19 protein-coding genes and 2 riboswitches are annotated in these 20,428 nt (G+C 46.3%); of the genes, 4 read left to right on the top strand and 15 right to left on the bottom strand.

Going from position 1 to position 20,428, the window contains the following annotated elements:
• Nucleotides 1–33 precede the first annotated feature (33 nt).
• From HPY27_RS25290 to HPY27_RS25260, 7 genes are all read right to left on the bottom strand, one after another.
• Nucleotides 34–873 carry a MetQ/NlpA family ABC transporter substrate-binding protein gene (locus HPY27_RS25290; RefSeq protein WP_017247264.1) on the bottom strand — a complete coding sequence of 280 codons (840 nt, stop codon included), beginning with the start codon at nt 871–873 and terminating at the stop codon, nt 34–36.
• 59 nt (nt 874–932) lie between these two features.
• Nucleotides 933–1,598 carry a methionine ABC transporter permease gene (locus tag HPY27_RS25285; protein ID WP_017247263.1) on the bottom strand — a complete coding sequence of 222 codons (666 nt, stop codon included), beginning with the start codon at nt 1,596–1,598 and terminating at the stop codon, nt 933–935.
• Entirely contained in the window at nt 1,599–2,612 is a 1,014-nt protein-coding gene (locus tag HPY27_RS25280) for a methionine ABC transporter ATP-binding protein (RefSeq protein ID WP_017247262.1), read from the bottom strand. It abuts the gene before it with no gap.
• Nucleotides 2,613–2,713: 101 nt separating this feature from the next.
• Nucleotides 2,714–2,830, bottom strand: a riboswitch (SAM riboswitch).
• Nucleotides 2,831–2,936: 106 nt separating this feature from the next.
• Nucleotides 2,937–4,097: a Ger(x)C family spore germination protein gene (locus HPY27_RS25275; RefSeq protein ID WP_174226272.1), complete on the bottom strand. Its 1,161-nt coding sequence runs from the start codon at nt 4,095–4,097 to the stop codon at nt 2,937–2,939.
• Nucleotides 4,097–5,221 carry a GerAB/ArcD/ProY family transporter gene (locus HPY27_RS25270; protein ID WP_174226271.1) on the bottom strand — a complete coding sequence of 375 codons (1,125 nt, stop codon included), beginning with the start codon at nt 5,219–5,221 and terminating at the stop codon, nt 4,097–4,099. Before HPY27_RS25270 ends, HPY27_RS25275 begins: the two co-directional genes overlap by 1 nt.
• A gap of 11 nt (nt 5,222–5,232) precedes the next feature.
• Nucleotides 5,233–6,684 carry a spore germination protein gene (locus HPY27_RS25265; RefSeq protein WP_174226270.1) on the bottom strand — a complete coding sequence of 484 codons (1,452 nt, stop codon included), beginning with the start codon at nt 6,682–6,684 and terminating at the stop codon, nt 5,233–5,235.
• Nucleotides 6,685–6,754: 70 nt separating this feature from the next.
• A complete protein-coding gene (locus tag HPY27_RS25260; RefSeq protein ID WP_017247258.1) occupies nt 6,755–7,741 on the bottom strand; it encodes an LCP family protein in 987 nt (328 codons plus the stop codon).
• A 186-nt stretch (nt 7,742–7,927) separates the two neighbouring features.
• Between HPY27_RS25260 and HPY27_RS25255 the strand changes: the two genes are divergently transcribed.
• Complete coding sequence (locus HPY27_RS25255; protein ID WP_174226269.1) at nt 7,928–9,160, top strand: MFS transporter; 1,233 nt, start codon at nt 7,928–7,930, stop codon at nt 9,158–9,160.
• Nucleotides 9,161–9,219: 59 nt separating this feature from the next.
• On the opposite strand, the gene HPY27_RS25250 is transcribed toward HPY27_RS25255, so the two are convergent.
• Complete coding sequence (locus HPY27_RS25250) at nt 9,220–10,938, bottom strand: DUF4179 domain-containing protein (RefSeq protein WP_174226268.1); 1,719 nt, start codon at nt 10,936–10,938, stop codon at nt 9,220–9,222.
• Nucleotides 10,935–11,489 carry an RNA polymerase sigma factor gene (locus HPY27_RS25245; RefSeq protein WP_017247255.1) on the bottom strand — a complete coding sequence of 185 codons (555 nt, stop codon included), beginning with the start codon at nt 11,487–11,489 and terminating at the stop codon, nt 10,935–10,937. The genes HPY27_RS25250 and HPY27_RS25245 overlap by 4 nt, the downstream gene beginning before the upstream one ends.
• A gap of 310 nt (nt 11,490–11,799) precedes the next feature.
• Here HPY27_RS25245 and HPY27_RS25240 point away from each other — a divergent pair, with 310 nt between their 5' ends.
• Nucleotides 11,800–13,050 (top strand): MFS transporter, encoded by a 1,251-nt coding sequence (locus HPY27_RS25240; protein WP_026042953.1) that lies wholly within the window; start codon nt 11,800–11,802, stop codon nt 13,048–13,050.
• An 89-nt stretch (nt 13,051–13,139) separates the two neighbouring features.
• On the opposite strand, the gene HPY27_RS25235 is transcribed toward HPY27_RS25240, so the two are convergent.
• The 4 genes from HPY27_RS25235 to HPY27_RS25220 form a co-directional block, all read right to left on the bottom strand.
• The gene (locus HPY27_RS25235) at nt 13,140–13,841 is read right to left on the bottom strand and encodes an SDR family oxidoreductase (protein ID WP_174226267.1); all 702 of its coding nucleotides are present in this window, start codon (nt 13,839–13,841) and stop codon (nt 13,140–13,142) included.
• Between the two features lie 120 nt (nt 13,842–13,961).
• Nucleotides 13,962–14,390 carry a BrxA/BrxB family bacilliredoxin gene (locus tag HPY27_RS25230; RefSeq protein WP_017247252.1) on the bottom strand — a complete coding sequence of 143 codons (429 nt, stop codon included), beginning with the start codon at nt 14,388–14,390 and terminating at the stop codon, nt 13,962–13,964.
• Nucleotides 14,391–14,470: 80 nt separating this feature from the next.
• Complete coding sequence (rnjA, locus tag HPY27_RS25225) at nt 14,471–16,141, bottom strand: ribonuclease J1 (protein ID WP_017247251.1); 1,671 nt, start codon at nt 16,139–16,141, stop codon at nt 14,471–14,473.
• 98 nt (nt 16,142–16,239) lie between these two features.
• Complete coding sequence (locus HPY27_RS25220; RefSeq protein WP_174226266.1) at nt 16,240–17,010, bottom strand: hypothetical protein; 771 nt, start codon at nt 17,008–17,010, stop codon at nt 16,240–16,242.
• A 103-nt stretch (nt 17,011–17,113) separates the two neighbouring features.
• Here HPY27_RS25220 and HPY27_RS25215 point away from each other — a divergent pair, with 103 nt between their 5' ends.
• Entirely contained in the window at nt 17,114–17,452 is a 339-nt protein-coding gene (locus HPY27_RS25215) for a YqzG/YhdC family protein (protein ID WP_174226265.1), read from the top strand.
• Here the strand turns inward: HPY27_RS25215 and HPY27_RS25210 are convergent.
• Both HPY27_RS25210 and HPY27_RS25205 read right to left on the bottom strand, forming a co-directional pair.
• Nucleotides 17,449–18,075, bottom strand: a complete 627-nt coding sequence (locus HPY27_RS25210; RefSeq protein WP_238144610.1) for an SCO family protein — start codon at nt 18,073–18,075, stop codon at nt 17,449–17,451. The two genes, HPY27_RS25215 and HPY27_RS25210, sit on opposite strands and share 4 nt — an antisense overlap.
• Before the next feature lie 81 nt (nt 18,076–18,156).
• The gene (locus HPY27_RS25205) at nt 18,157–18,468 is read right to left on the bottom strand and encodes a rhodanese-like domain-containing protein (protein ID WP_173624102.1); all 312 of its coding nucleotides are present in this window, start codon (nt 18,466–18,468) and stop codon (nt 18,157–18,159) included.
• A 312-nt stretch (nt 18,469–18,780) separates the two neighbouring features.
• Nucleotides 18,781–18,887, top strand: a riboswitch (SAM riboswitch).
• 89 nt (nt 18,888–18,976) lie between these two features.
• Between HPY27_RS25205 and HPY27_RS25200 the strand changes: the two genes are divergently transcribed.
• Nucleotides 18,977–20,281 carry a homocysteine synthase gene (locus HPY27_RS25200; protein WP_174226264.1) on the top strand — a complete coding sequence of 435 codons (1,305 nt, stop codon included), beginning with the start codon at nt 18,977–18,979 and terminating at the stop codon, nt 20,279–20,281.
• The last annotated feature ends 147 nt before the right edge of the window (nt 20,282–20,428 follow it).

Genomic DNA, 20,428 nt, shown 5'->3' with positions numbered 1-20,428 from the left:
TGGGTTTCGTTGATCGATCAATTATTTGTTGATTTAGAACGCTGGAATAATCGCGCCTTTGTATTCATCTTCAATGAACTTTTTCACTTCAGGTGAGTTCAGTTCTTTTGCCAGCTTTTGCATTGCTTCGGAATCCTTGTTGTCAGGACGAGCTACCAAGAAGTTTGCGTATGGAGTATCTTTATCTTCAATAAACAGAGCGTCTTTGGTTGGAACAAGTTTTGCTTCCAGCGCATAGTTGGTGTTGATCAACGCCAGATCTACTTCTTCCAGAACGCGTGGCAACATCGCTGCTTCTACTTCTTTGAACTTCAGGTTTTTCTTGTTCTCAACAACGTCTTTCACTGTACCGCTGATGCCAGCGCCTTCTTTCAGCTTGATCACGCCGTTTTTCTCCAAGAGTGCGAGTGCGCGACCACTGTTTGTTGGATCGTTTGGCAGCGCGATAGTTGCGCCATCAGCTAATTCATCCACTGATTTCACTTTTTTGCTGTAAGCGCCGAATGGCTCGATGTGTACAGCCACTACTGGCACCAGGTTCATGTTTTGTCCTTTATTGAAGTCTTCCAGGTAAGGCTTGTGCTGGAAGAAGTTTGCGTCGAGTTGTTTCTCGTTCACTTGAACGTTAGGTTGTACGTAATCGGTGAACTCTTTGATTTCCAGGTTCACGCCTTGTTCTTTCAGTTTTGGTTGAACGAATTTCAAGATAGCTGCATGTGGAACGGGAGAAGCGCCTACCTTCAATGTTACTTCCTGTTGTCCGCCTTGTGCGCCACCTTCAGCTGGAGCAGGTGCAGTTTCGGTTTTGCCTCCGCAAGCTGCCAAAGAAAATGCCAACACAGTAGAAAGTACAGATACGACTAGCTTTTTCATGAATGATTTCCCCCTTGCATGTATTTGTCTTATTCTTTGATAACTTTTATGGAAAAATCCTACTTACGGCTGAACTTGAGAACCAGACGGTCCCCCAGCGATTGTAAGATCTGTACCATCACCAGCAAAATAACAACAGTCACAATCATGACATCGGTTTGGAAACGTTGATAACCGTATCGGATCGCCAAGTCACCCAGACCACCACCGCCAATTACCCCAGACATTGCAGTGTAGGATACCAACGTAACCGTCGTGATCGTAATACCCGCGATCAGGCCTGATCTAGATTCTGGCAAAAGGACATTCCAGACGATCTGCCAATTGGAAGCCCCCATGGATTGTGCGGCCTCAATCACGCCTTTATCAATCTCACGCAGAGAGGTTTCCACCAACCGTGCGAAAAACGGAGCGGCACCAAATACGAGTGGCGGAATAGCACCCAGTACGCCGAGTGAGGTTCCTACGATCATTTTCGTCACAGGAATCAGCAAAATCATCAAAATGATAAACGGTACCGAACGCAATACGTTGACAACGAATGATGCGATCGAATAAAAAGTGCGGTTTTGCAGAAGCTGTCCGCGTGAGGTCAAAAATAGAATGATTCCCAGCGGCAAACCAATCAGGACGGTAAACAGGGTGGAAAAGCCGAGCATCGTGAGCGTATCCATCGTACCTACGCCGATTTCAGCCCAATCCACATTTTCGAATGTCCAGTCCATTTATATCACCTCTACTTCCAAGCCACGTTGGCGCAGCGTCTCAATGGTCTTTTGATTCTGTGCGACATCGCCTTCCAGCTCGATCACCAACTGACCATACGGCGTATCCTTCATGCGGGAGATTGTTCCCTGCAAAATGCTGAATACCGTACCAGTCTCTTGCATTGTCTGGAACAGGATCGGCTGATACGTTTTTTCTCCGAGGAAGGTGACACGAGCAATCGTGCGGTTCCCCGAGGCCTTTTCGTGCGCGACTGCTTCACGCAGCTCTGTAGAATCCGCTACTTGTTCCACGAATTCTTGTGTCGTTAGATGCTGCGGACGAAGGAATACATCCAGTACGTTACCCGACTCGACGATCTTTCCTCCATCAATGACGCCAACACGATCACAAATGGAGCGAATGACGTGCATCTCGTGGGTAATCAACACAATGGTCAAGCCCAGCTTACGGTTGATGTCCAAGAGGAGTGCCAGAATGGAGTTCGTCGTCTGCGGATCGAGAGCCGATGTAGCTTCGTCACAGAGCAGCACTTTTGGATCATTCGCGAGCGCCCGAGCAATCCCTACACGCTGCTTCTGTCCGCCAGACAGTTGGGACGGATATTTGTCCTTATGTGCCTCCAAGCCAACCAGCTTTAGCAGCTCGTTCACTTTCTTATCAATCTCTGCCTTCGGACGCTTTGCCAGCTTGAGCGGAAAAGCGACATTTTCGCCGACTGTCGAAGAAGACAGCAAGTTGAAGTGCTGAAAAATCATGCCGATTGAGCGGCGCTTTTCTTGCAGCTTCCCTTCATCCAGCTTTGTCAAATCGACGCCGTCCACAATAACTTCCCCTGAAGTTGGACGCTCCAGCAAATTGATGCATCGGATCAACGTACTTTTCCCTGCACCAGAGTGTCCGATAATCCCGTATATTTCTCCTTGCTCTATGGAAAGGTCGATCCCCGTTAACGCTGGGATGGTTTTCCCTTGTACTTGATAGCTTTTATGCAAATGACGCAGTTGGATCAACGCATCCACCTCCCGACCACAATCTAAATAAAATCAGAAAACCCCTTTTTTCATAAACGAAAAAGGGGCTGCAACGCAATGTTATACGTTCGCATCCACCCTTCTCATCTATACAAGATCCAAACAATCTTGTAGGAATTGGCACCGCGACGTTCATCCGAAAATGAACCGGCTGCCGGGCTTCATAGGGCCTGTCCCTCCGCCTCTCTTGATAAGAAAGATATCTACGTATATTATGTTCGTCTTTTCTATTTCATGATGATACAAAACGGATTATATCCTTTTCGGAAATATCACGTCAATAGTAATAGAAGGAAAAGTTTTTTAATCCATGACGCCGTTGCGGATGATTTTTGACTTTACGTGGAAGCGAAACGTTGCATCCTGAAACATCTTTCGCCATTCAGCCTGCGTCATGTTGGCCATTCCTCTTTTCTCTGAACGATAGATCGAGCCGAAGCCAATTGGGTCAACATCGAGGCTCTTCAGTTTGCTTATGAGTTTATGCAATTCTTTTTCAAGCTCTTTCTCCAGTGCATGTTCCATGATTTTCAGCAACTTGGCATTTTCTAGCTTTAGCGGGATGGTTAACTCCAAAATTCGGGCATGCAACTTGACATGAATATCGAAGATTGGTGGGGATATTTGGCTTAATTTGATTTTCGCATGGCTGGAAATTGTATCGAAAACGAGCTGCACCTGGACTTTTTTGCTGTTGTGGTTTTTGGGTGACTCCCCAAAAATAGCAGTAGGAACAGAAGTATCATAGCTGCCGATGCGGAACTTTCCGTGGATAAGTTTGAGTAGAAAGGCTTCCTTGGGTGTAACCCATGACACATAACGATCACCTTTGAATAAGGCGATGCCTTTGATTTTCAGTTCATCTCCCTTTCTTTCTATGTACGGCATGACCGGGTCGATCCCTTTTTCATAGTAAGCCCGGAAAAACTCATGCATGGTCGAAGAAGGAATTTTTTCCCCACGGATATTTTGCTCAATCAAACGATACAGGTAGATTCCAATATTCCCTTGTTCTGAATAAGGATACGTCAGCATATCATATGTTTCGCCTGCAAACACACAAAGATAAATCCTGCTAGAAAGGGACGAATCCCGATACAACGTGTCAATGATGCTGCCAAGTCCCTGCTTTGAAAAGTTTTCACTGTAGAGGGCAACACGAATTTGCCCACCCAATACTCTTTTGTCTGATTGCAAATTCATCTTATCCCGGATTCCTTTGCTGGTTTCCCCTGTGGCTGATAAGATCTGTATCTTATGCCTTGCCTCTGGATTAATGGAAGGCATGACAGACGTCCCGCGAATTTTGCCATCTTTTAACAGATCATAGCCGACAGCCGTTGCAAGTCCTGTTTCATCGAAAATTTGCCGATCCGAGCAGCCTGTTACAATCAAGATGCCCGAACACCACAGCGCCAAAAACCGCTTCAACAAGGGCATCGCGTATTTTCGATCATGTCGCATCAGGCACTTTCCCCTTTGCTCGTCGATTTCGCCGGTTGCGTTCGCTGCTTTAGCAGAACCATGATGTACAAAAAATAGGGGTACAGGAATGCAACATACATACTCGTTTTCCCATACCAATCATTGATCATATTCATCTCCAACCTTGTAAACACCGTCAATGAAGTAATATAGATCAGGGGCATAATCCAATTCAACGATGTTCGCAAGTTGAATCCGAAGAGGCGTTTGAGTCCACGTGCAGAGCACCACAAATACAACATAATATTGGGCAAGATGACGATGAGCCACAAAGAAATGACAACCAGCTCGAACCTTTCCAGAACGGGGAGGTACACCATCTTGTGCAGATTGAGTGTCGCCCAGATCGTCCGCATAAGCTGACCCTGACTAAAGAAGACCAGGGACACGAGCATGATAAGCAAATACGCCAGATACGTCACCAGCACCGCCCACTGGGTACTTTTGTTGACCCTATCTTTATTTTCTACAAAGGGGTAAACCACGTAGATCACCTCAAAGCCAACACTGGTCAAAGACATGGCCAGCATTCCTTTGAAAAGGTTCTCCAAACTGCTGTCCATGATCGGAAACAAATACTCCCAATGCGCGTATTGCAGCGGAAAATAAAGATCACATAAAAGCCAGATCGTTACCGCAATCGAAAAAAACGTATATCCGGCTACTACTCTAATCCCCCCCACAATGGTGTAATACACGAGAAACAAGATGATTCCAGACAAAATCCACGTAGGCAAATTCGGAAACACCCATGTTTGGACCACTTCGATGTAGTTGCGCAGAATAACTCCCGCCGATATAAAAAAATAAGTCAAATAAAGGAGGCTAATGCCTGTTCCAAGCCACCTTCCAAACACATCTTCTTGAATCCCGTACAGATCGGCTGAAGGGTATTTTTGTAAGGTCTTGATAATGATCCAGACCGTTACATGAGTAATCAAGCCAGCAAGTATGACCGAAATCCAGGCATCATGCCCTGCTTCCTTGGCAATGATTCGTTGAAAGCCCAGGACACCCATCCCAACTTGAGTGCCATGCACCAGAAGCCCGGCAAGAAATGCTGATATCGTATTGCTCTTCGTTACATTCAAATTGATCTTCATAGCCGCCTCGCTTACTCGTCAATGTCTTTCTTCTCTTTGGCTTTGTCTCTGTCAAAACGTAATATTCGTTTTGGATTAAAAAACTTGAGGCGTTCCGAAAGGGAGGATAAGGGAGCACGAATAAAGCCATCCTTCCAATCAGTAAATCGCACGGGGTAAATCGGGTACATATACGGACGCCCCAAGCTAGTCTGACGTAGCAAATGGCTAGCTAGAAAGCTAAATCCAACCACAATCCCTAATGCACCCAGCACCCCCGCCAGTAAAATCATCGGAAAACGAACCACCCGGATTGTAGAACCGATCATATAGCTAGGCGCGATAAAAGATGACAAAGCTCCGAGGGCAACGATAATAATCAAAATATTGCTGGTGAATCCGGCCTGTACGATAGCTTGTCCGATAACAATACCGCCCACGATACCAATCGTCTGACCGACCTTGGTCGGCAGCCTCGCTCCCGCTTCCCGCAAAAGCTCAATGATCAACTCCATCAAAATGGCCTCCCACAGTGGTGGAAAAGGTACCCGAGAGCGCGATTGCGCGAGCGAAAGCAACAGATCAGCCGGAATCATCTCGTAATGATAGGTCAGAGCTGCCACATAAATCGGTGTCAGCATCAGGGACAAAATCATGGCAAAGATGCGCATGAGCCTGTTGAAGGTAGCGAGACTCCAACGCAAGTAATAGTCATCTGGCGACTGAAAAAATTGCAAGAGGGTGGTTGGCCCGAGCAAAGCGAACGGGCTCCCCTCCACGAGTATGGCAATCTGTCCTTGGCGCAAACCGTGTATGACACGGTCTGGACGCTCTGTTTGCTGAAGAGTAGGAAATAATGATTTCTCATTGTCTGCGATATGCTGAGCCAGTATGGTAGAATCCAGACTGGTGTCCAATTCCAGATCATCAATCCGTTGACGCACCGTATTCACATTTTCCTCATCAGCCGTCCCGCTCAAATACAGTATCGATACATTCATCGGTATGCTTTTTCCCACGCTCAATCGTTCATGGAACAACCTTGGGGTAGACATATATTTGCGAATGATGCAGATGTTCACGTTCAGTTCTTCTACAAAGGCGATCTGTGGGCCTAGTACAACGGTTTCGATTTCGGGCGCTTGAATGCTTCTGCCAACCGTGCCATCACTAGGGAACGACAAGCCATAGGACGAGTCCTCCACTTGAATGACAATATGACCGCTTAGTAAACGTTCAATGGCTTCCCCTTCATCAAAAACCCGGTTACTGCTAGACGCTCCTAGGTGCCGAGCAATTTCCTCCACTCCGCTTTCTTCCAAACAAATCTCACGTAGCTTCGGGATGAGCTCACTGTAAACAACCTTGGCATCCGCCATGGTCGATAAATAGAAAAGTCGCACGCGGTCTTCAGGCTCATCGATATGTTCAGTGACCAAGTCGCTTGTATGTGTAAACCAATTGCGTGCACTCTCCCGATCCATCGACACTGTCACCTCAGCACGTAGAAAATCATGGTTAGTCTTTCCTAAAAAACACAAAAAAACAGCACGCTTAGTTTTGCGTGCTGCTTTTCTTTTCTCCCACAGGTTGATCTGTTGCTTCTGTAGGAGGTGCGATTTTTTCTTGGACAAACGTCTGAACCTGATCGACATCCGGAACCAGAACGGAGCCTGCTTTATGCGATTCACGGAACATCCCCATTGGTGGTAATTGATAATTGCCTGGCTCTAACGTATTCAATTTTAATCCGAGTGAAGACAGCTTTAGCATGTCCATTGAGCTAATATTGGTTTGCACATATGGTGTTACTTCCTTCAAAATCGTAGGAAGCTGCATCAGCGTCGTACCATTCTTCATCTGATCGACGACTGCCGTCATTAATTTCCGCTGACGCTCTGTCCGTGTATAATCGGAGGTCGCATCATGACGGAAACGAACATATTGCAAGGCTTTGTCTCCATCCAGCTTTTGCAGACCCTTTTTCAGATTAATATCGTACGCACCTTTGTCTGTCGGGTCATGATAATACATGTTTTTTTCTACATCGATCTCGACTCCGCCCACTGCATCAATCAGAGCCTTAAAGCCTTCAAAGTCAGTAATCACATAACGATCTACTGGAATTCCAGTGAACTGACTAACCGTTTCCATTGCCAGCTCAGGTCCACCCTCTACAATCGCAGAGTTGATCCGCGAGCTACCTCTTCCGGGAATATCTACATACGTATCACGCAGGATTGAAAACATGTCATAACGTTTCCCCGTAGGATCGATGCTGACCAGCATCATGGAGTCAGAACGAGGAAGCCCGTTATTTTTCATTCCTCTGCGGTCTACTCCCATCAGCAGGATATTAACACGTTCCTTGCCATCCCACTCTGGTATTTCTGCTGCTTTGGTGGGATTCCCACCACTAGGCGGTGCGATGTTAGGCTCTTGAATATTTTGAGCAAATTGATAAAAAGAGTATCCGTAGTATCCAGCTGTCGTAGCCATCACGACAAGCAGAAGAAGCAACACTCGTTTCCATATTTTCATAAAGTCCACCTTTATTCTCTATATCCTCAGTTAATGTCATCTCTCCACTTTGTCTAGTATACTCGAATTCGACAAAAGTGGAGCAGCCTTTATTTGGGTACCTGTGACATTACATACATTTTAATTTACAAAGTTTAGAATGTTCGCTATACTATTCTTATCCTTAATGGTAAGGGGTGTATTCGCGTGATATCACCATCAGCTTTCCTCAATCGCTATCCACGTGAGGCCATTTTCTTCCTCATCGCCAGCTTCATTAACTCCTCCGGGAGCGCCTTCATGTGGCCACTTACTACCTTATACGTACATACCATTTTGCAACGCTCGATGACAGAAGCTGGATTCGTCTTGATGATCCAATCTCTGGCCGGAATCTTTGGCCAATTTATCGGCGGATCGTTGTTTCATCGACTAGGTGCCAAGCGTCTTATTGTGGGCGCATTGATTATTCAAGGACTTATTCAATTTTCCATTCCTTTCGTTCAGAGCTGGCCTGTCTACCTGATACTCATGATGGGGCTTGGATTTACGTTCAACCTGTCGTTTCCTGCCATTCAGGCATTTATCGGTTTTCGCTGGAAAGAACAGCGTCGAGAATTGTTTAACATCGTCTATGTCGGAAACAATCTAGGGATGGCAATCGGTACCGCGTTGGCTGGAGTCATTGCCACTTTATCCTTCCAGCTTACTTTTTGGTTCAACAGTACGAGCACCTTATTGTTTGCCCTGTTCTTCTTCCTTTTTATGAAGAATATTTCTCATCAAGAGCTGGTCGGAGAGCAACAGGAAGAAAAGCAAAAACACCGCGAGAAAAACAACTTTACCCTGTTATTGCGCTACCAATTGTACTTGTTTATGGCATTAGGCGCAGCACTCATTTTCTTTTCCAATACGGTATGGAACACAGGCGTCGCCCCTTATATTACCGAGCAGGGGATGCCTCTGTCTTCATATAGCTGGCTGTGGACCATCAACGGTATCATCATTTTTGCTGGGCAACCCATCACGTCCTGGATCAAGCGGCTCGTGAATCAGAGCTTGTCTGCTCAACTCGTCGTTAGTGCTATCGCGTATGCTGTCGGTTTTGGGTGTATGCTCGCCTACCACGGTAGTTATTACGCATTTGTTGTCGGAATGGTTATCACTACATTTGGAGAAATGCTCATCTCGCCCACTATTCCTACTTTTATATCGGAAAAAACTGGGGAGAATGCACCGTTTTATTTGGGAGTCGTAGGGGCGATTACAACTGGCGGGAGACTGCTGGGGCCTTTGGCTATGGGGTTCATGTACGACCAAGGTGGAATTAATCCAACCCTGTTCTTGGCAACGCTTGTCTCTGCGGGTTCGGTCCTGCTCTGTCTGTTACATGCTTATTTTCATCGAGAAAACCGAACTGAGGTTGAAGCTAAATACTGATTTCATCTGCAAAGAAGCCGCTCGATCCTTTTACAGGACCGAGCGGCTTTTTAATGGGACTATTTCTTTTCCTTAATAATGGGAACTTCCCAATTAACCTTATGCTCTTTGGACATCGAGTCGAAACTAACGGTCATTTCCTTCACATTTGGACTTTCACTCCAAACCTTTAGCTCGCCTGTGAATTTGAGTGTGCTGCCCTCTTTAACCTTCTGGTCGAAAGTGAATACGCCCCTTTCCACATCATCACCCTTATCCTTATCAGTGGACACATCCCAATAGTCTGGAATTCCGAGCATATCATTGGCAAGCTTGCCCTCTACTTCAATCAGGTAAGACAGGTTACCCTCGTCGTCGGTTTCCTTCTTCACAGATTTGAAAGCAAACTCATTTCCGTCGCTTTTGACGGTAATCGGTTTCTTTTCCATCTCAGCCAGTGGCAGCTTTGCCTGGAACGTAGACTTTTCTACTGTGTAGACTGCATCGAGCTTCAGTGTCAGGTTCTTTGCAGGATCTAACGGCATGTAAGTATGAAACCAACTCGTGTCTGGTTTTTTTGTTTCAAAGTCAAGCCCCGCGCCGCTGCTCTGTCCGATGAGAACGAGATTGTGGTCCATATCATCGGGGCTAGTCAGATCATCCCATTTGCCCATTACCGTACCTGTTTCATCTAACAGTTCGTAACGAATACCAGCTAGTTTCTCATCCGGCTTGCTTGTTGAGAACTCTAATTCCGTACCAGTGGAGGTGAAGCGCGCTTTCTTCAGTTCTACTGTCGTCCCGGTTGGGGTGTCCAGCTGCTTGTTCACCGCTACTGTTTTCATGGCTGCTTTTCCTGGTCGCATATCAATCGGGATATCCAAACTCCACGTGCCTTTCGTATCTGTCAGACGCTTCACGCGCATTTCCAGTATGAGCTCGTCCGGTATTGGATTCGCTTCGTCAAAGTATGCATCCATGCTTCCTCCGTAGGCGAAGTTTTCACCGTTCGGTAGCGGCAGCCATGGCACTGTTTCCCTTGTTTTGTCATCTAATCTCGTGATAACCTTTCCATTTTTATCTTTCAGTCGAACTTCCCTGAATTCATTCACATTGTCGCTTGAAATGAACGTGAACTGATCCTTCCAGAACGAAGGAATCTTTTTGCCTGACGAGTCCTTCACCGAGCCCAGAACCATGATTCGCAACGGATCGGCTACAACCGCATTGATTTCCATAGTCAGACCTTGGTCTGTCACCTTCATGTCAAGCGGCTGTACAAAGCCGTTTTCTGCCGCTTTCTTCACGCCAATGTCTGTCTGCTTTTTATCAAACAGGTTGACTACTTGTTTCGCGTTGTAAGGCCCTTTTGTTACCGTTATTTCGCTCGGATTGATCGACGCATAAATTCCATTCATATAGTTCGCAAAAGTAGGAGAAACTGCTGTTCCGAATGTGACAACCATAGCTAATCCTGCAACTGCAATCGTTGTTTTCTTCATTACATCTACACTCCGTTTTTTCCAATTCATTTGAACTGGTTGTTTTTGTATGGGCTTGAGTTTAAGTACGTTCATCGGGTAGGCGGGGAGCTTGTCCATGACATTTTGGATGGTTGCCTCCGTCTGCCATACATCGTCCGCAGCATCGTCGGATGTATCCAACTCATCCAAATATTGTTCAAACTTGCTCTGACACGAACCGCATGTATCCAGATGCCGTTGTATTTCTTGTTTCACTCGCAAAGAAAGTTTGTCTTCCAGATACGCGTTCAGCATGAATTTATCCAAGCATGTCATAGGTAGAGGTCCCCTCCTTTCCCCGAATTCGTAATAGCATTTTTGAGCTTGGCCCTGCCTCTGGAAAGACGTGTTCGCACCGTACTAATGGGAACATCCAGCTCCTCGCTAATTTCTTCATAGCTCAAAAATTGGAGGTAACGCAGTTCCAGGACGACGCGGTATTTTGATTCCAGGGTCATCATTCGATTTTGTAAAAAGACTTTCTGCTCTTTCGCAAGGTATTCGAGTTCGGGTGTATGACTGGTAGCCAGTTCAATCTCTACTTCTGCAACCGGAATCGATCGTTTCCGATTACGCAGTTCATCAAAGCAATAATTGGTGGCGATCCTGTAGAGCCAGGCACCAAATTCGTAACTTTTGCTGTAGTCACCCAAATGGTAATACACCTTGATAAAGATCTCCTGAGCCATGTCCTGCTCAAGATGCGGCTGCCCGATCATCTTGCGAATGAGCAATCTGACCCTTTTGTTATATTTTTGTATGATCTGAGAATACGCCTCCTTGTTCCCTTGGAGGACCTCCTCAATGATCAGCCTGTCGTCCTGCATCTGTCTTCCTCCCCATATCCAAAACCTGTATCGAGGGCTACAGGTTCAAAAAGGTACGCTGCGCAGCTATCGCCTTTTTGCTTGTACACTTTTGTACGACGGGAAATGGTGGAAAAAGATCGCAACTTTTTTGAAAAACTTTATGTAAGTGTAAAAAGTCGAAGGAGGCAGTGGAGGTTTGTATTACCTAAGAGTTATTTGCGGCAGTCGGGTAGCCTAAATAGCAATCCAGAAGAAATCACTGCAGACGTCCTATGCTACTATAGGAATGTCTTTCGAGAACGAGAGAAAGAGAGGGCAAACATACGTGATGGAAGCGAATGATCATGTAGCGCCAAATCCACATTGGAAAAAGAACATTATTCTCTTTCTAAGCAGTCAGGCGATTTCACTTTTTGGATCATCTTTCGTTCAATATGCGATGATGTGGTATATAACGCTGAATACGCAATCCGGTATCATGATGACGTTATATATCATTTGCGGTTTCATCCCTACTTTTCTTTTATCCCCCGTTGCCGGAGTTTGGGCAGACCGCTACAATCGCAAACTGTTGATCATCTATGCAGATGCTATGATCGCCTTTGCAACGCTTATACTCGCAGTCGTCTTTTTAATGGGATACAATGCGACCTGGCTACTCTTTCTCATGGCTGCTATCCGTGCAGTCGGAGCCGGTATTCAAACCCCTGCTGTTGGAGCTATTTTGCCGCAAATCGTACCAAGCGACCAACTGACCAGAATAAATGGCATAAACGGAAGCTTACAGGCTGTTATTATGTTCGTATCCCCGATGGTGAGTGCTGCCTTACTCACTATGTCCACCATTGAAATGATCTTCTTTATTGATGTCATAACTGCAATGCTTGCTATTGGTACACTGCTCGTCTTTCTCAAGATTCCTTTACACGCAAAAGCTTCCGGAATACAAAAAACGAGCTACTTCAGCGATTTTAAAGAAGGATTAGTCTACATTAAAAACAATGATTTTCTGAAGAAGTTCTTTTTATTCTTCGCCTTCTTCTTTATCTTGATGGCCCCGGCTGCATTTTTGACCCCACTGCAGGTTACACGGAGTTTCGGCGACGAGGTTTGGCGGTTAACGGCAATCGAAATTGCTTTTTCAGTTGGGATGATGGCTGGCGGCGGAATTATTGCCTCTTGGGGAGGCTTTACAAACAGAGTGCACACCATGACATTCGCGAGCTTTATCATGGGCGCCTGCACATTAGCCCTTGGTATCATTCCGAACTTTTGGATTTATCTAGTCTTCATGGCTCTATTTGGCGTAGCCATGCCCATTTTCAATACCCCGACAATGGTCTTGGTTCAAGAAAAAGTGGATGAAAACTATTTGGGAAGAATATTTGGTGTGTTCGGCATGATTTCTACTTCGATGATGCCAATAGGTATGCTTATTTTTGGACCGATCGCAGATGTTGTTAAGATTGAGTGGCTTCTGGTTGTAACGGGGTTATTCATCTTGATACTGGCTATGTTGTTAGGGAAAAATAAGGTTTTAATTCAAGCTGGAAAGCCTACATTGAATGAGTCTCCATGAATTAAGTCTCCCATCGACGGGAGATTTTTTCATACCAAAAAAGCTGCCGAGGGATTCTCAGCAGCGTGGTAAAACAATGGCAACGATATTCAGTTGTTTCTCACTGGTGGGCAAGTGAGTGACTTTCCGTTATCTTGCGGACCAAGTCCGATAATGTACGGTACCGCTACACGGCTCCACTCTGTCGGATTCGGTGCAGTGTCCACCTCTTCTGGCGAGCATGATTGGAGCATGGAGGTATCGATACTGCCTCCTGGATCAAGCGCCACTGCTGCCATTCCCTCAGGTAATTCAGCTGCCAATGATTGCGTCAATCCTTCGATGGCGAACTTCGATGCGCAGTACGGCGATAAAAACGCTTCCCCGTGTCTTCCCCAGTACGAGCTGATATTTACGACGACTCCGCCATTTGCGCGCTGAACCATAAACGGTAAAAAGGCACGAATGACATAGAAAACACCATTTACATTGATGTCCATCACTCTCGAAAACTCACTTGCCGCAAGCCCAATGACAGGGCTATTCCGGTTTATAATGGAGGCATTGTTAATCAACAAATCGGGAACGCCCACATCGGCTTTGATTTCCTCTGCCCACTTTTCCACCTGCTCCATTATCGAAACGTCGACGACAGAAAAATGATGCTGTTCTCCGAATTGCTGACGCAGTCCTTGCACCTCTTTTTCCGAACGACCGCAGCCTGCAACCGTCCAGCCTGCTTCGTGAAAACGCTCGACCATTTCCCTGCCTAAACCACGTGTCACGCCTGTAATCACTACCAGCTTGCTCATTCTCTCTTCCCCTCCGTTATTATACTTATTAAACATTTTAGTATAATAACAAAAGGAAATCAATCCCAGCGCACAAAAAAGACGCCCGTTGCCGAGCGCCTGGTGATGCTTCGTGCTTTTTTATTTGTAAGTGTCGTAAGCGTTGGTCAACAGTCCAGCGATTGTTGCCAGCTCGTTGTTCTCGATCTGATGACGCTCAACCATGGTCATGATTTTGCCGTCTTTCATGATCGCGAAGGATGGGGAAGACGGTGCATAGCCTTCGAAATACTCACGTGCTTTTGCAGTCGCTTCCTTGTCTTGACCTGCGAATACAGTGAAGATGTTATCCGGCTTTGTAGCGTGATTCAAGGAATGTACAACTGCTGGACGAGCGAGTCCTGCCGCGCAGCCACAAACAGAGTTCACGACTACCAGTGTCAGGCCTTTTGCATTTGGCAATGCTTGTTCTACTTCTTCAGCAGAGCGAAGCTCTTGGAAACCGTTGCGAGTCAACTCATCGCGCATCGGTTGAATTACTTGGCTCATATATGCTTCATAAGACATCATTGGGCAACCTCTCCTTTATATCACGAAGTTCAACTTACTTATTATTATAACCCGATCACACCTACCCGAGAAAGCAGGAGCTACACTTCCATCAAAATGGTAAGAATCATTGGATTACGGCCTGTCTTTTCGTAAATGAACGGCTTGATCACTTCATTAATCTGTGACTTCAGCTCAGACCATTCTTTGATTTTCTTATCCAATGCTTCCTGCAGACGACCACGAACGAGCTGTGTCGCTTCCTGAATCAAGGATTCCGAACCGCGTACGTATACGAAGCCACGGCTCACGATATCTGGGCCCGTCAAAATTTTGAAGTTCTTCATATCGAGGCTAACAACCACGACCATCAAGCCATCCTCAGCCAAATGCTTGCGATCGCGCAGGACGATATTGCCGACGTCGCCGATACCACTGCCATCAATGAGGACAATCCCTGCTTGTACTTTACTGAGCCACGCTTTTTCGCGGTTGCAATTCAGTACTTCGCCATTGTCCATAATAAAGATGTTGCTCTCCTCGATCCCAACCTGTTGGGCCAGCTTGGAGTGAGTCTTGAGCATCCGGTATTCCCCGTGGATCGGGATGAAATATTTCGGACGAATGAAGTTGAGCATGAGCTTCAACTCTTCGCTGCTTCCATGACCCGATGCGTGAATATCAAATTCGTGACTCAATACTACGTTGGCACCTGCACGGAACAGCTTGTCTATCGTGCGGCTTACGTTGATCGTATTTCCTGGGATCGGAGATGCAGAAATGATCACCGTATCTTCCGGATAAATGGAAACGGTACGATGCGAACCAGCTGCAATCCGGGTCAACGCTGCCATCGGCTCACCTTGGCTACCTGTGCAAATAATCAGCACTTGGTTGTCTGCGTAGTTGTCGATGTGCTTAATATCAATCAGCATGCCCTCTGGCATCTGGATATAGCCCAGTTCTTGTCCAATCAAGAAAACCTTTTCCATACTGCGGCCAATAACCGCCACTTTGCGATTGCACTGCTCCGCAGCATCTACCACCTGTTGGAGGCGATGTACGTTGGAAGCGAAGGTAGCCAGAATGATGCGACCACGCGCTTTGCGTACCACATCGAGAATCCCTTCCCCTACCGCTCTCTCTGACATCGTAAATCCAGGACGCTCACTGTTCGTACTATCAGACAAAAGCGCCAAAACGTCACCGCTCGCACCAATGCGTGCAATTTTTCCGTACTCTGTTGTTTGTCCGACTGGTGTCATGTCAAACTTGAAGTCACCTGTGTGAATGACCATTCCCTCTGGTGTATGGAGCACAATTCCCAAAGAATCAGGGATACTGTGGTTCGTCCGGAAGAATGTCGCCTTCAGCTTCGCAAAAGGAATTTCCGTATCTTCCGAAATCGGAATCAGCTTCACTTCATTTTGCAAACGGTGCTCTTCCAGCTTCGCCTTGACCAAGCCCAGGGTCAGACGACCACCGTAAATCGGCACCTTGATTTGCCGTAAAATATAAGGAATCGCACCAATGTGATCCTCATGTCCGTGCGTTAACAAAAGTGCTTTAATCTTGTGCTGGTTATCCACTAAATAGGAAACATCCGGGATAACCAGGTCAATACCAAACATTTCATTCTCAGGGAATTTCACCCCGCAGTCAATGATGATGATTTCGTCCTCATACTCGACGCAGTACATATTTTTTCCGATCTCGCCGAGGCCGCCCATCGCGAAAATCTTAACGTCGCTCAAACTCTTTCCTCCTAACATCGTCGTGCATGATTATGGGAATCCGAACCAAGCATGCCATTCTTATTATATCACAACGTATGACGTTCGTTTCACACAGTCTTGTCTATTCCACACATTCATCTTTGGTCAATAATTGAATACTGATACTCCAAATCAGCAACTCTTTCATCGGTAACGACACTGGCTCTCGCCCAGAAGTCGTCCTTTGCATAGGAATCGCCCGTCCATACCTCCGTAATTTCTCCTGAAGAGAGCTTTAGTGGTACGGCTTCGATTTCTTTTACTACGGCGCCACTTTTGTTTTGCAATCGCAGTTTCAAATCAATCTCCACCGGCTGATCCGACTGATTCCGTACCAGGATTAGACTTGTATACGGATACCCTGCACAATTTTTGGTACAATCTTGTCTGCTGTATACGATGGCGAGATCAATGGGCTTCTCATTGTCCATCTTCGCCGCTTTCCACTTGTCTTTTGCTTTTTGTACGACGGTGACGTACTCCGCTTTTTTCAAAAAGGGTCCCATGCCTAAAAAGGCAGCAGCAAAAAAGCTAAACATGCCAATGGCTGTGCATAGAAAAACGAGGTTCATTTTCCAAAACTGTTTTCTCATCGTGATCAAGAAGCCAATATACATGAGGATACAAACAAACACCAACAAGATACAAAAGTATAAAAATAGCTCCAAGTCGGCCGCCGTAGGTAACACCGGAATGCCATACTTCATTTGCCAATGTACATTCGCAGCGAAGCAACCTCCATAAATCAATATGGCTGAAGCAATCGTGGGCCCCCATTTTTTCCAGAAAGGAGGCTTTTGGAATATTGCCGCAAGAACCCCCACCAAAACAGGAACGCCAAATAAGGGAATCAGCAAATAATGCATCGAAAACCTCCCTCACTTCATTGTCATTATTTTCTACGAATGATATTCCAAAAAGTCTTCAAAATACATGGCAAATCATTTCGAAAAGGAGAGGGATAAGCAAATGCAAACCGCTCGTCGCCTATTTCGCTATCGGAACATGATGCCCCTTCTCTTTCCCATACTTTTCCTGCTTCTATTTCAGACGTTTCCTACCTATGCCCAGCCTCCCTATGCAAAATGGGGCAGGCTCGCGATGCAGGAAACGATGAAGCGATATCCAAACGCTCAAATTGTGGACTACCTGCACGTCGGACGAAAACAAAAAACACCCACCACGTCAGAAGAGACGTTTAAGCTCTTGCTTCAAGAAAGCAATCGCAGGTGGGCGTTACTCGTTCATATTGAATTTGTGAATCAGACAGAAGAAGTCGTAAACATCTCCTATGAGGAGACCCGCTAGTCAGCGAGCTGTTCCATCTCTTTCATCATGACTTCCATGTCCATGTCAGCTGCCATCCCGTACGCGCGGCGCATGTTTCCATCTCCATCCACAAGGAACATGCGAGCCGTATGCGCATAAGAACCATCTGGCTGCTTCATAACCATCAGACCAAAATCCTTCGTCACTTTCTCTACAGCCTGAGCGTCACCGCGCAGGAACTTCCAGCCACTCTGATCTGCCTTGAACTTGGCTGCGTACTCCTGCAAGACTTCTGGCGTATCGTTATCAGGGTCAAAGGAAATGGAGATAAACTCTACTTTGTCTCCAAACAGTCCCTTTTCCTTCAACTGATCTTGCAGCTTGGCCATGTTGTACGTGGTAGCCGGACAAATATCCGGACATTTGGTAAACATAAACTCAACCAGTCGTACCTTACCAGCACTTTCATTAAATGTATAGGTTGTTCCGTTACTGTTGTCTAAGGTGAAGTCCGCGATGGGCTTCAATACTTCGATCTTCTCTTGTGTCATGTACTTATAACCAAATACTCCGACGATAGCCAAAAGGATAATACCAGCTAACACAGGAAACCAATGTTTTTTTATCCCAGATTCCTGCTGCAATTGTGTTCCTTCACTCACGGGTTGCTTCCTCCCTGCTTGTCCCATGCGTGATGCCTCCTGATTACACGCGGGAGGCATTCACACTGTTTCTATCACTTCTTACTGTTCTACTTCACCTGGCCATGCGAGCATGCCGCCAACCATATTCGCCACGTCATATCCTTGTTCACTCAAATACGCTGTAGCATTATGGCTTCTGGCACCACTACGGCAAACCATCACAATCGGAATGTTCTTATCCAGCTCATCGATACGATGTGGCAAAAAGCCGAGTGGGATCAGCTTCGCCTCTTTAATGTGACCTGCATTCCACTCATCGACTTCACGTACATCAATGATTTGCAGCTCCTCTTTGGCTTCCAGCTTTTCCAACAGCTCTTGTGGTGTCATTTCCTTTACTCCATGGCTCATCGCTATTTATCCTCCTATATGTACGATCAGATCAGTTGTAACCACCTCCATGATATCACACGCTTTTTTACTTTTCTAACGCGAAGAGCACTTGGCTTTACCCTGCATCTATGCTCCCTATTTTCTACCATTATCTCCTATTTCGCTGTGGCAGTAGCCACACGGGATGTGAACAGCTTGAGGCAAAAGCGTTACAAATTAATGGCATGAGTGAAACACCTTTCATCCATATATACACAAAAACCTCCCTGATAACTACAAATTCCACATTGACAGCAAGGTTTTATTTTCATACAATTACGACAACAACTTTTCTCATCAAGAGCGGTGGAGGGACAGGCCCTACGAAGCCCGGCAACCAGCAGACTAGCTGCATGGTGCCAATTCCTGCAGAATCCAGTGATTCTGAGAGATGAACACAAGCCCGTGCATGATCGGAGCCTTCTTCTTCTCAGGAGAATGCTCCGTTTTTTTATTAGTCGATTTCATAGTAGAAGGAGAGATGAATATGTCCGATCAACAACAATGGAAGCCAGAAACGCTTGCGGTACACGGTGGGCAAGAGGTTGACCCTGTAACAGGCTCACGTGCTGTTCCGATCTATCAGACGACCTCCTACGTTTTCCGCGATACGGAGCATGCAGCCAATCTGTTTGGCTTAAAAGAGTTTGGGAACATCTATACACGCATCATGAATCCGACCCAGGATGTGTTTGAGAAGCGTGTTGCCCTGCTCGAAGGTGGTGTTGGTGCATTAGCGACCGCATCCGGGCAAGCTGCCATTACATTCGCCATCTTAAATATTGCGCATGCAGGAGACGAGATCGTCGCTTCCAGCAGTCTCTATGGCGGTACCTACAACCTGTTCGCCCACACGCTTCCCCGCCTCGGTATCAACGTTCATTTTGCTGATCAATCCAATCCGGAAAATTTCCGTGCTTATATCAATGAAAAGACAAAAGCCGTGTTTTGCGAGACGATCGGCAATCCACGCATTGATGTCGCTGATATTGAGGCGATCGCCCATATTGCCCACGAAAATGGCGTACCTTTGATCGTGGACAACACCTTCGCGACTCCGATTTTGTGCCGTCCTTTTGAGCACGGGGCCGATATTGTCGTGCACTCCACCACCAAATTCATCGGCGGCCACGGAACAGCAATTGGCGGTATTATCGTAGACTCTGGAAAATTTGACTGGAACAACGGGAAATTCCCAGGACTGACTACACCAGACCCAAGCTACCATGGCGTTGTTTATACAGAGGCAGTCGGTCCGCTCGCCTATATTATCAAGGCGCGCGTCCAGCTCCAGCGCGATATTGGTGCTGCCGTCGCCCCGATCAATTCCTTCTTGTTCCTGCAAGGATTAGAAACACTGCATCTGCGCATCGAACGGCATAGCCAGAACGCCTTGGCAGTAACCCAATTCCTCGCCAATCACTCTGCCGTAGAGTGGGTGAGTTATCCAGGACTCGAGTCAGACTCCCAGCGTGAGTTGGCACAAAAATATTTGCCAAAAGGTGCTGGCGCGATCCTGACCTTTGGAATTCGCGGTGGCGTTGAGGCAGGAAAAACGTTGATCGAGTCCGTGAAGCTGTTCTCCCATCTCGCAAATGTCGGGGACTCCAAGTCACTCATCATTCATCCAGCTAGCACAACACATCAGCAAATGACAGAAGAAGAGCAGGCAGCAGCCGGAGTGACCCCCGGACTTATTCGCCTCTCCGTCGGTACAGAATCGATCGACGATATCATTTCTGATCTGGAGCAGGCATTGCAGCGTGCGTTGCAATTATCCACGGTAGGTTAACCGTACCTTCAAAAGAAAGAAGAATCATGATCTCTCTGGATAGAGATTTATGATTCTTCTTTTTTATTTTTTATTCACGTTCGAAAAATATTGAATTTTACATTCGTTATTTATAAAATACATAATGATGTACAAATTTTGGAAGGA

The sequence above is a fragment of the Brevibacillus sp. HB1.1 genome, from assembly GCF_013332445.1.
Lineage (GTDB): Bacteria > Bacillota > Bacilli > Brevibacillales > Brevibacillaceae > Brevibacillus > Brevibacillus porteri.
Note: the sequence above shows the minus strand (reverse complement) of the source record. Positions and strands in the feature narration are given on the sequence as shown.

Excerpts from the sequence above, each read along its gene's own strand:
- HPY27_RS25265 (WP_174226270.1), bottom strand. The coding sequence starts at position 6,684 with ATGGATCGGGAGAGTGCACGCAATTGGTTTACACATACAAGCGACTTG.
- HPY27_RS25270 (WP_174226271.1), bottom strand. The coding sequence starts at position 5,221 with ATGAAGATCAATTTGAATGTAACGAAGAGCAATACGATATCAGCATTT.
- HPY27_RS25220 (WP_174226266.1), bottom strand. The coding sequence starts at position 17,010 with ATGCATTATTTGCTGATTCCCTTATTTGGCGTTCCTGTTTTGGTGGGG.
- HPY27_RS25230 (WP_017247252.1), bottom strand. The coding sequence starts at position 14,390 with ATGATGTCTTATGAAGCATATATGAGCCAAGTAATTCAACCGATGCGC.
- HPY27_RS25245 (WP_017247255.1), bottom strand. The coding sequence starts at position 11,489 with ATGCAGGACGACAGGCTGATCATTGAGGAGGTCCTCCAAGGGAACAAG.
- HPY27_RS25285 (WP_017247263.1), bottom strand. The coding sequence starts at position 1,598 with ATGGACTGGACATTCGAAAATGTGGATTGGGCTGAAATCGGCGTAGGT.
- HPY27_RS25200 (WP_174226264.1), top strand. The coding sequence starts at position 18,977 with ATGTCCGATCAACAACAATGGAAGCCAGAAACGCTTGCGGTACACGGT.
- HPY27_RS25250 (WP_174226268.1), bottom strand. The coding sequence starts at position 10,938 with ATGACATGCTTGGATAAATTCATGCTGAACGCGTATCTGGAAGACAAA.
- HPY27_RS25290 (WP_017247264.1), bottom strand. The coding sequence starts at position 873 with ATGAAAAAGCTAGTCGTATCTGTACTTTCTACTGTGTTGGCATTTTCT.
- HPY27_RS25235 (WP_174226267.1), bottom strand. The coding sequence starts at position 13,841 with ATGAGCAAGCTGGTAGTGATTACAGGCGTGACACGTGGTTTAGGCAGG.
- rnjA (WP_017247251.1), bottom strand. The coding sequence starts at position 16,141 with ATGTTAGGAGGAAAGAGTTTGAGCGACGTTAAGATTTTCGCGATGGGC.
- HPY27_RS25275 (WP_174226272.1), bottom strand. The coding sequence starts at position 4,097 with ATGCGACATGATCGAAAATACGCGATGCCCTTGTTGAAGCGGTTTTTG.
- HPY27_RS25240 (WP_026042953.1), top strand. The coding sequence starts at position 11,800 with ATGGAAGCGAATGATCATGTAGCGCCAAATCCACATTGGAAAAAGAAC.
- HPY27_RS25260 (WP_017247258.1), bottom strand. The coding sequence starts at position 7,741 with ATGAAAATATGGAAACGAGTGTTGCTTCTTCTGCTTGTCGTGATGGCT.
- HPY27_RS25205 (WP_173624102.1), bottom strand. The coding sequence starts at position 18,468 with ATGAGCCATGGAGTAAAGGAAATGACACCACAAGAGCTGTTGGAAAAG.
- HPY27_RS25215 (WP_174226265.1), top strand. The coding sequence starts at position 17,114 with ATGCAAACCGCTCGTCGCCTATTTCGCTATCGGAACATGATGCCCCTT.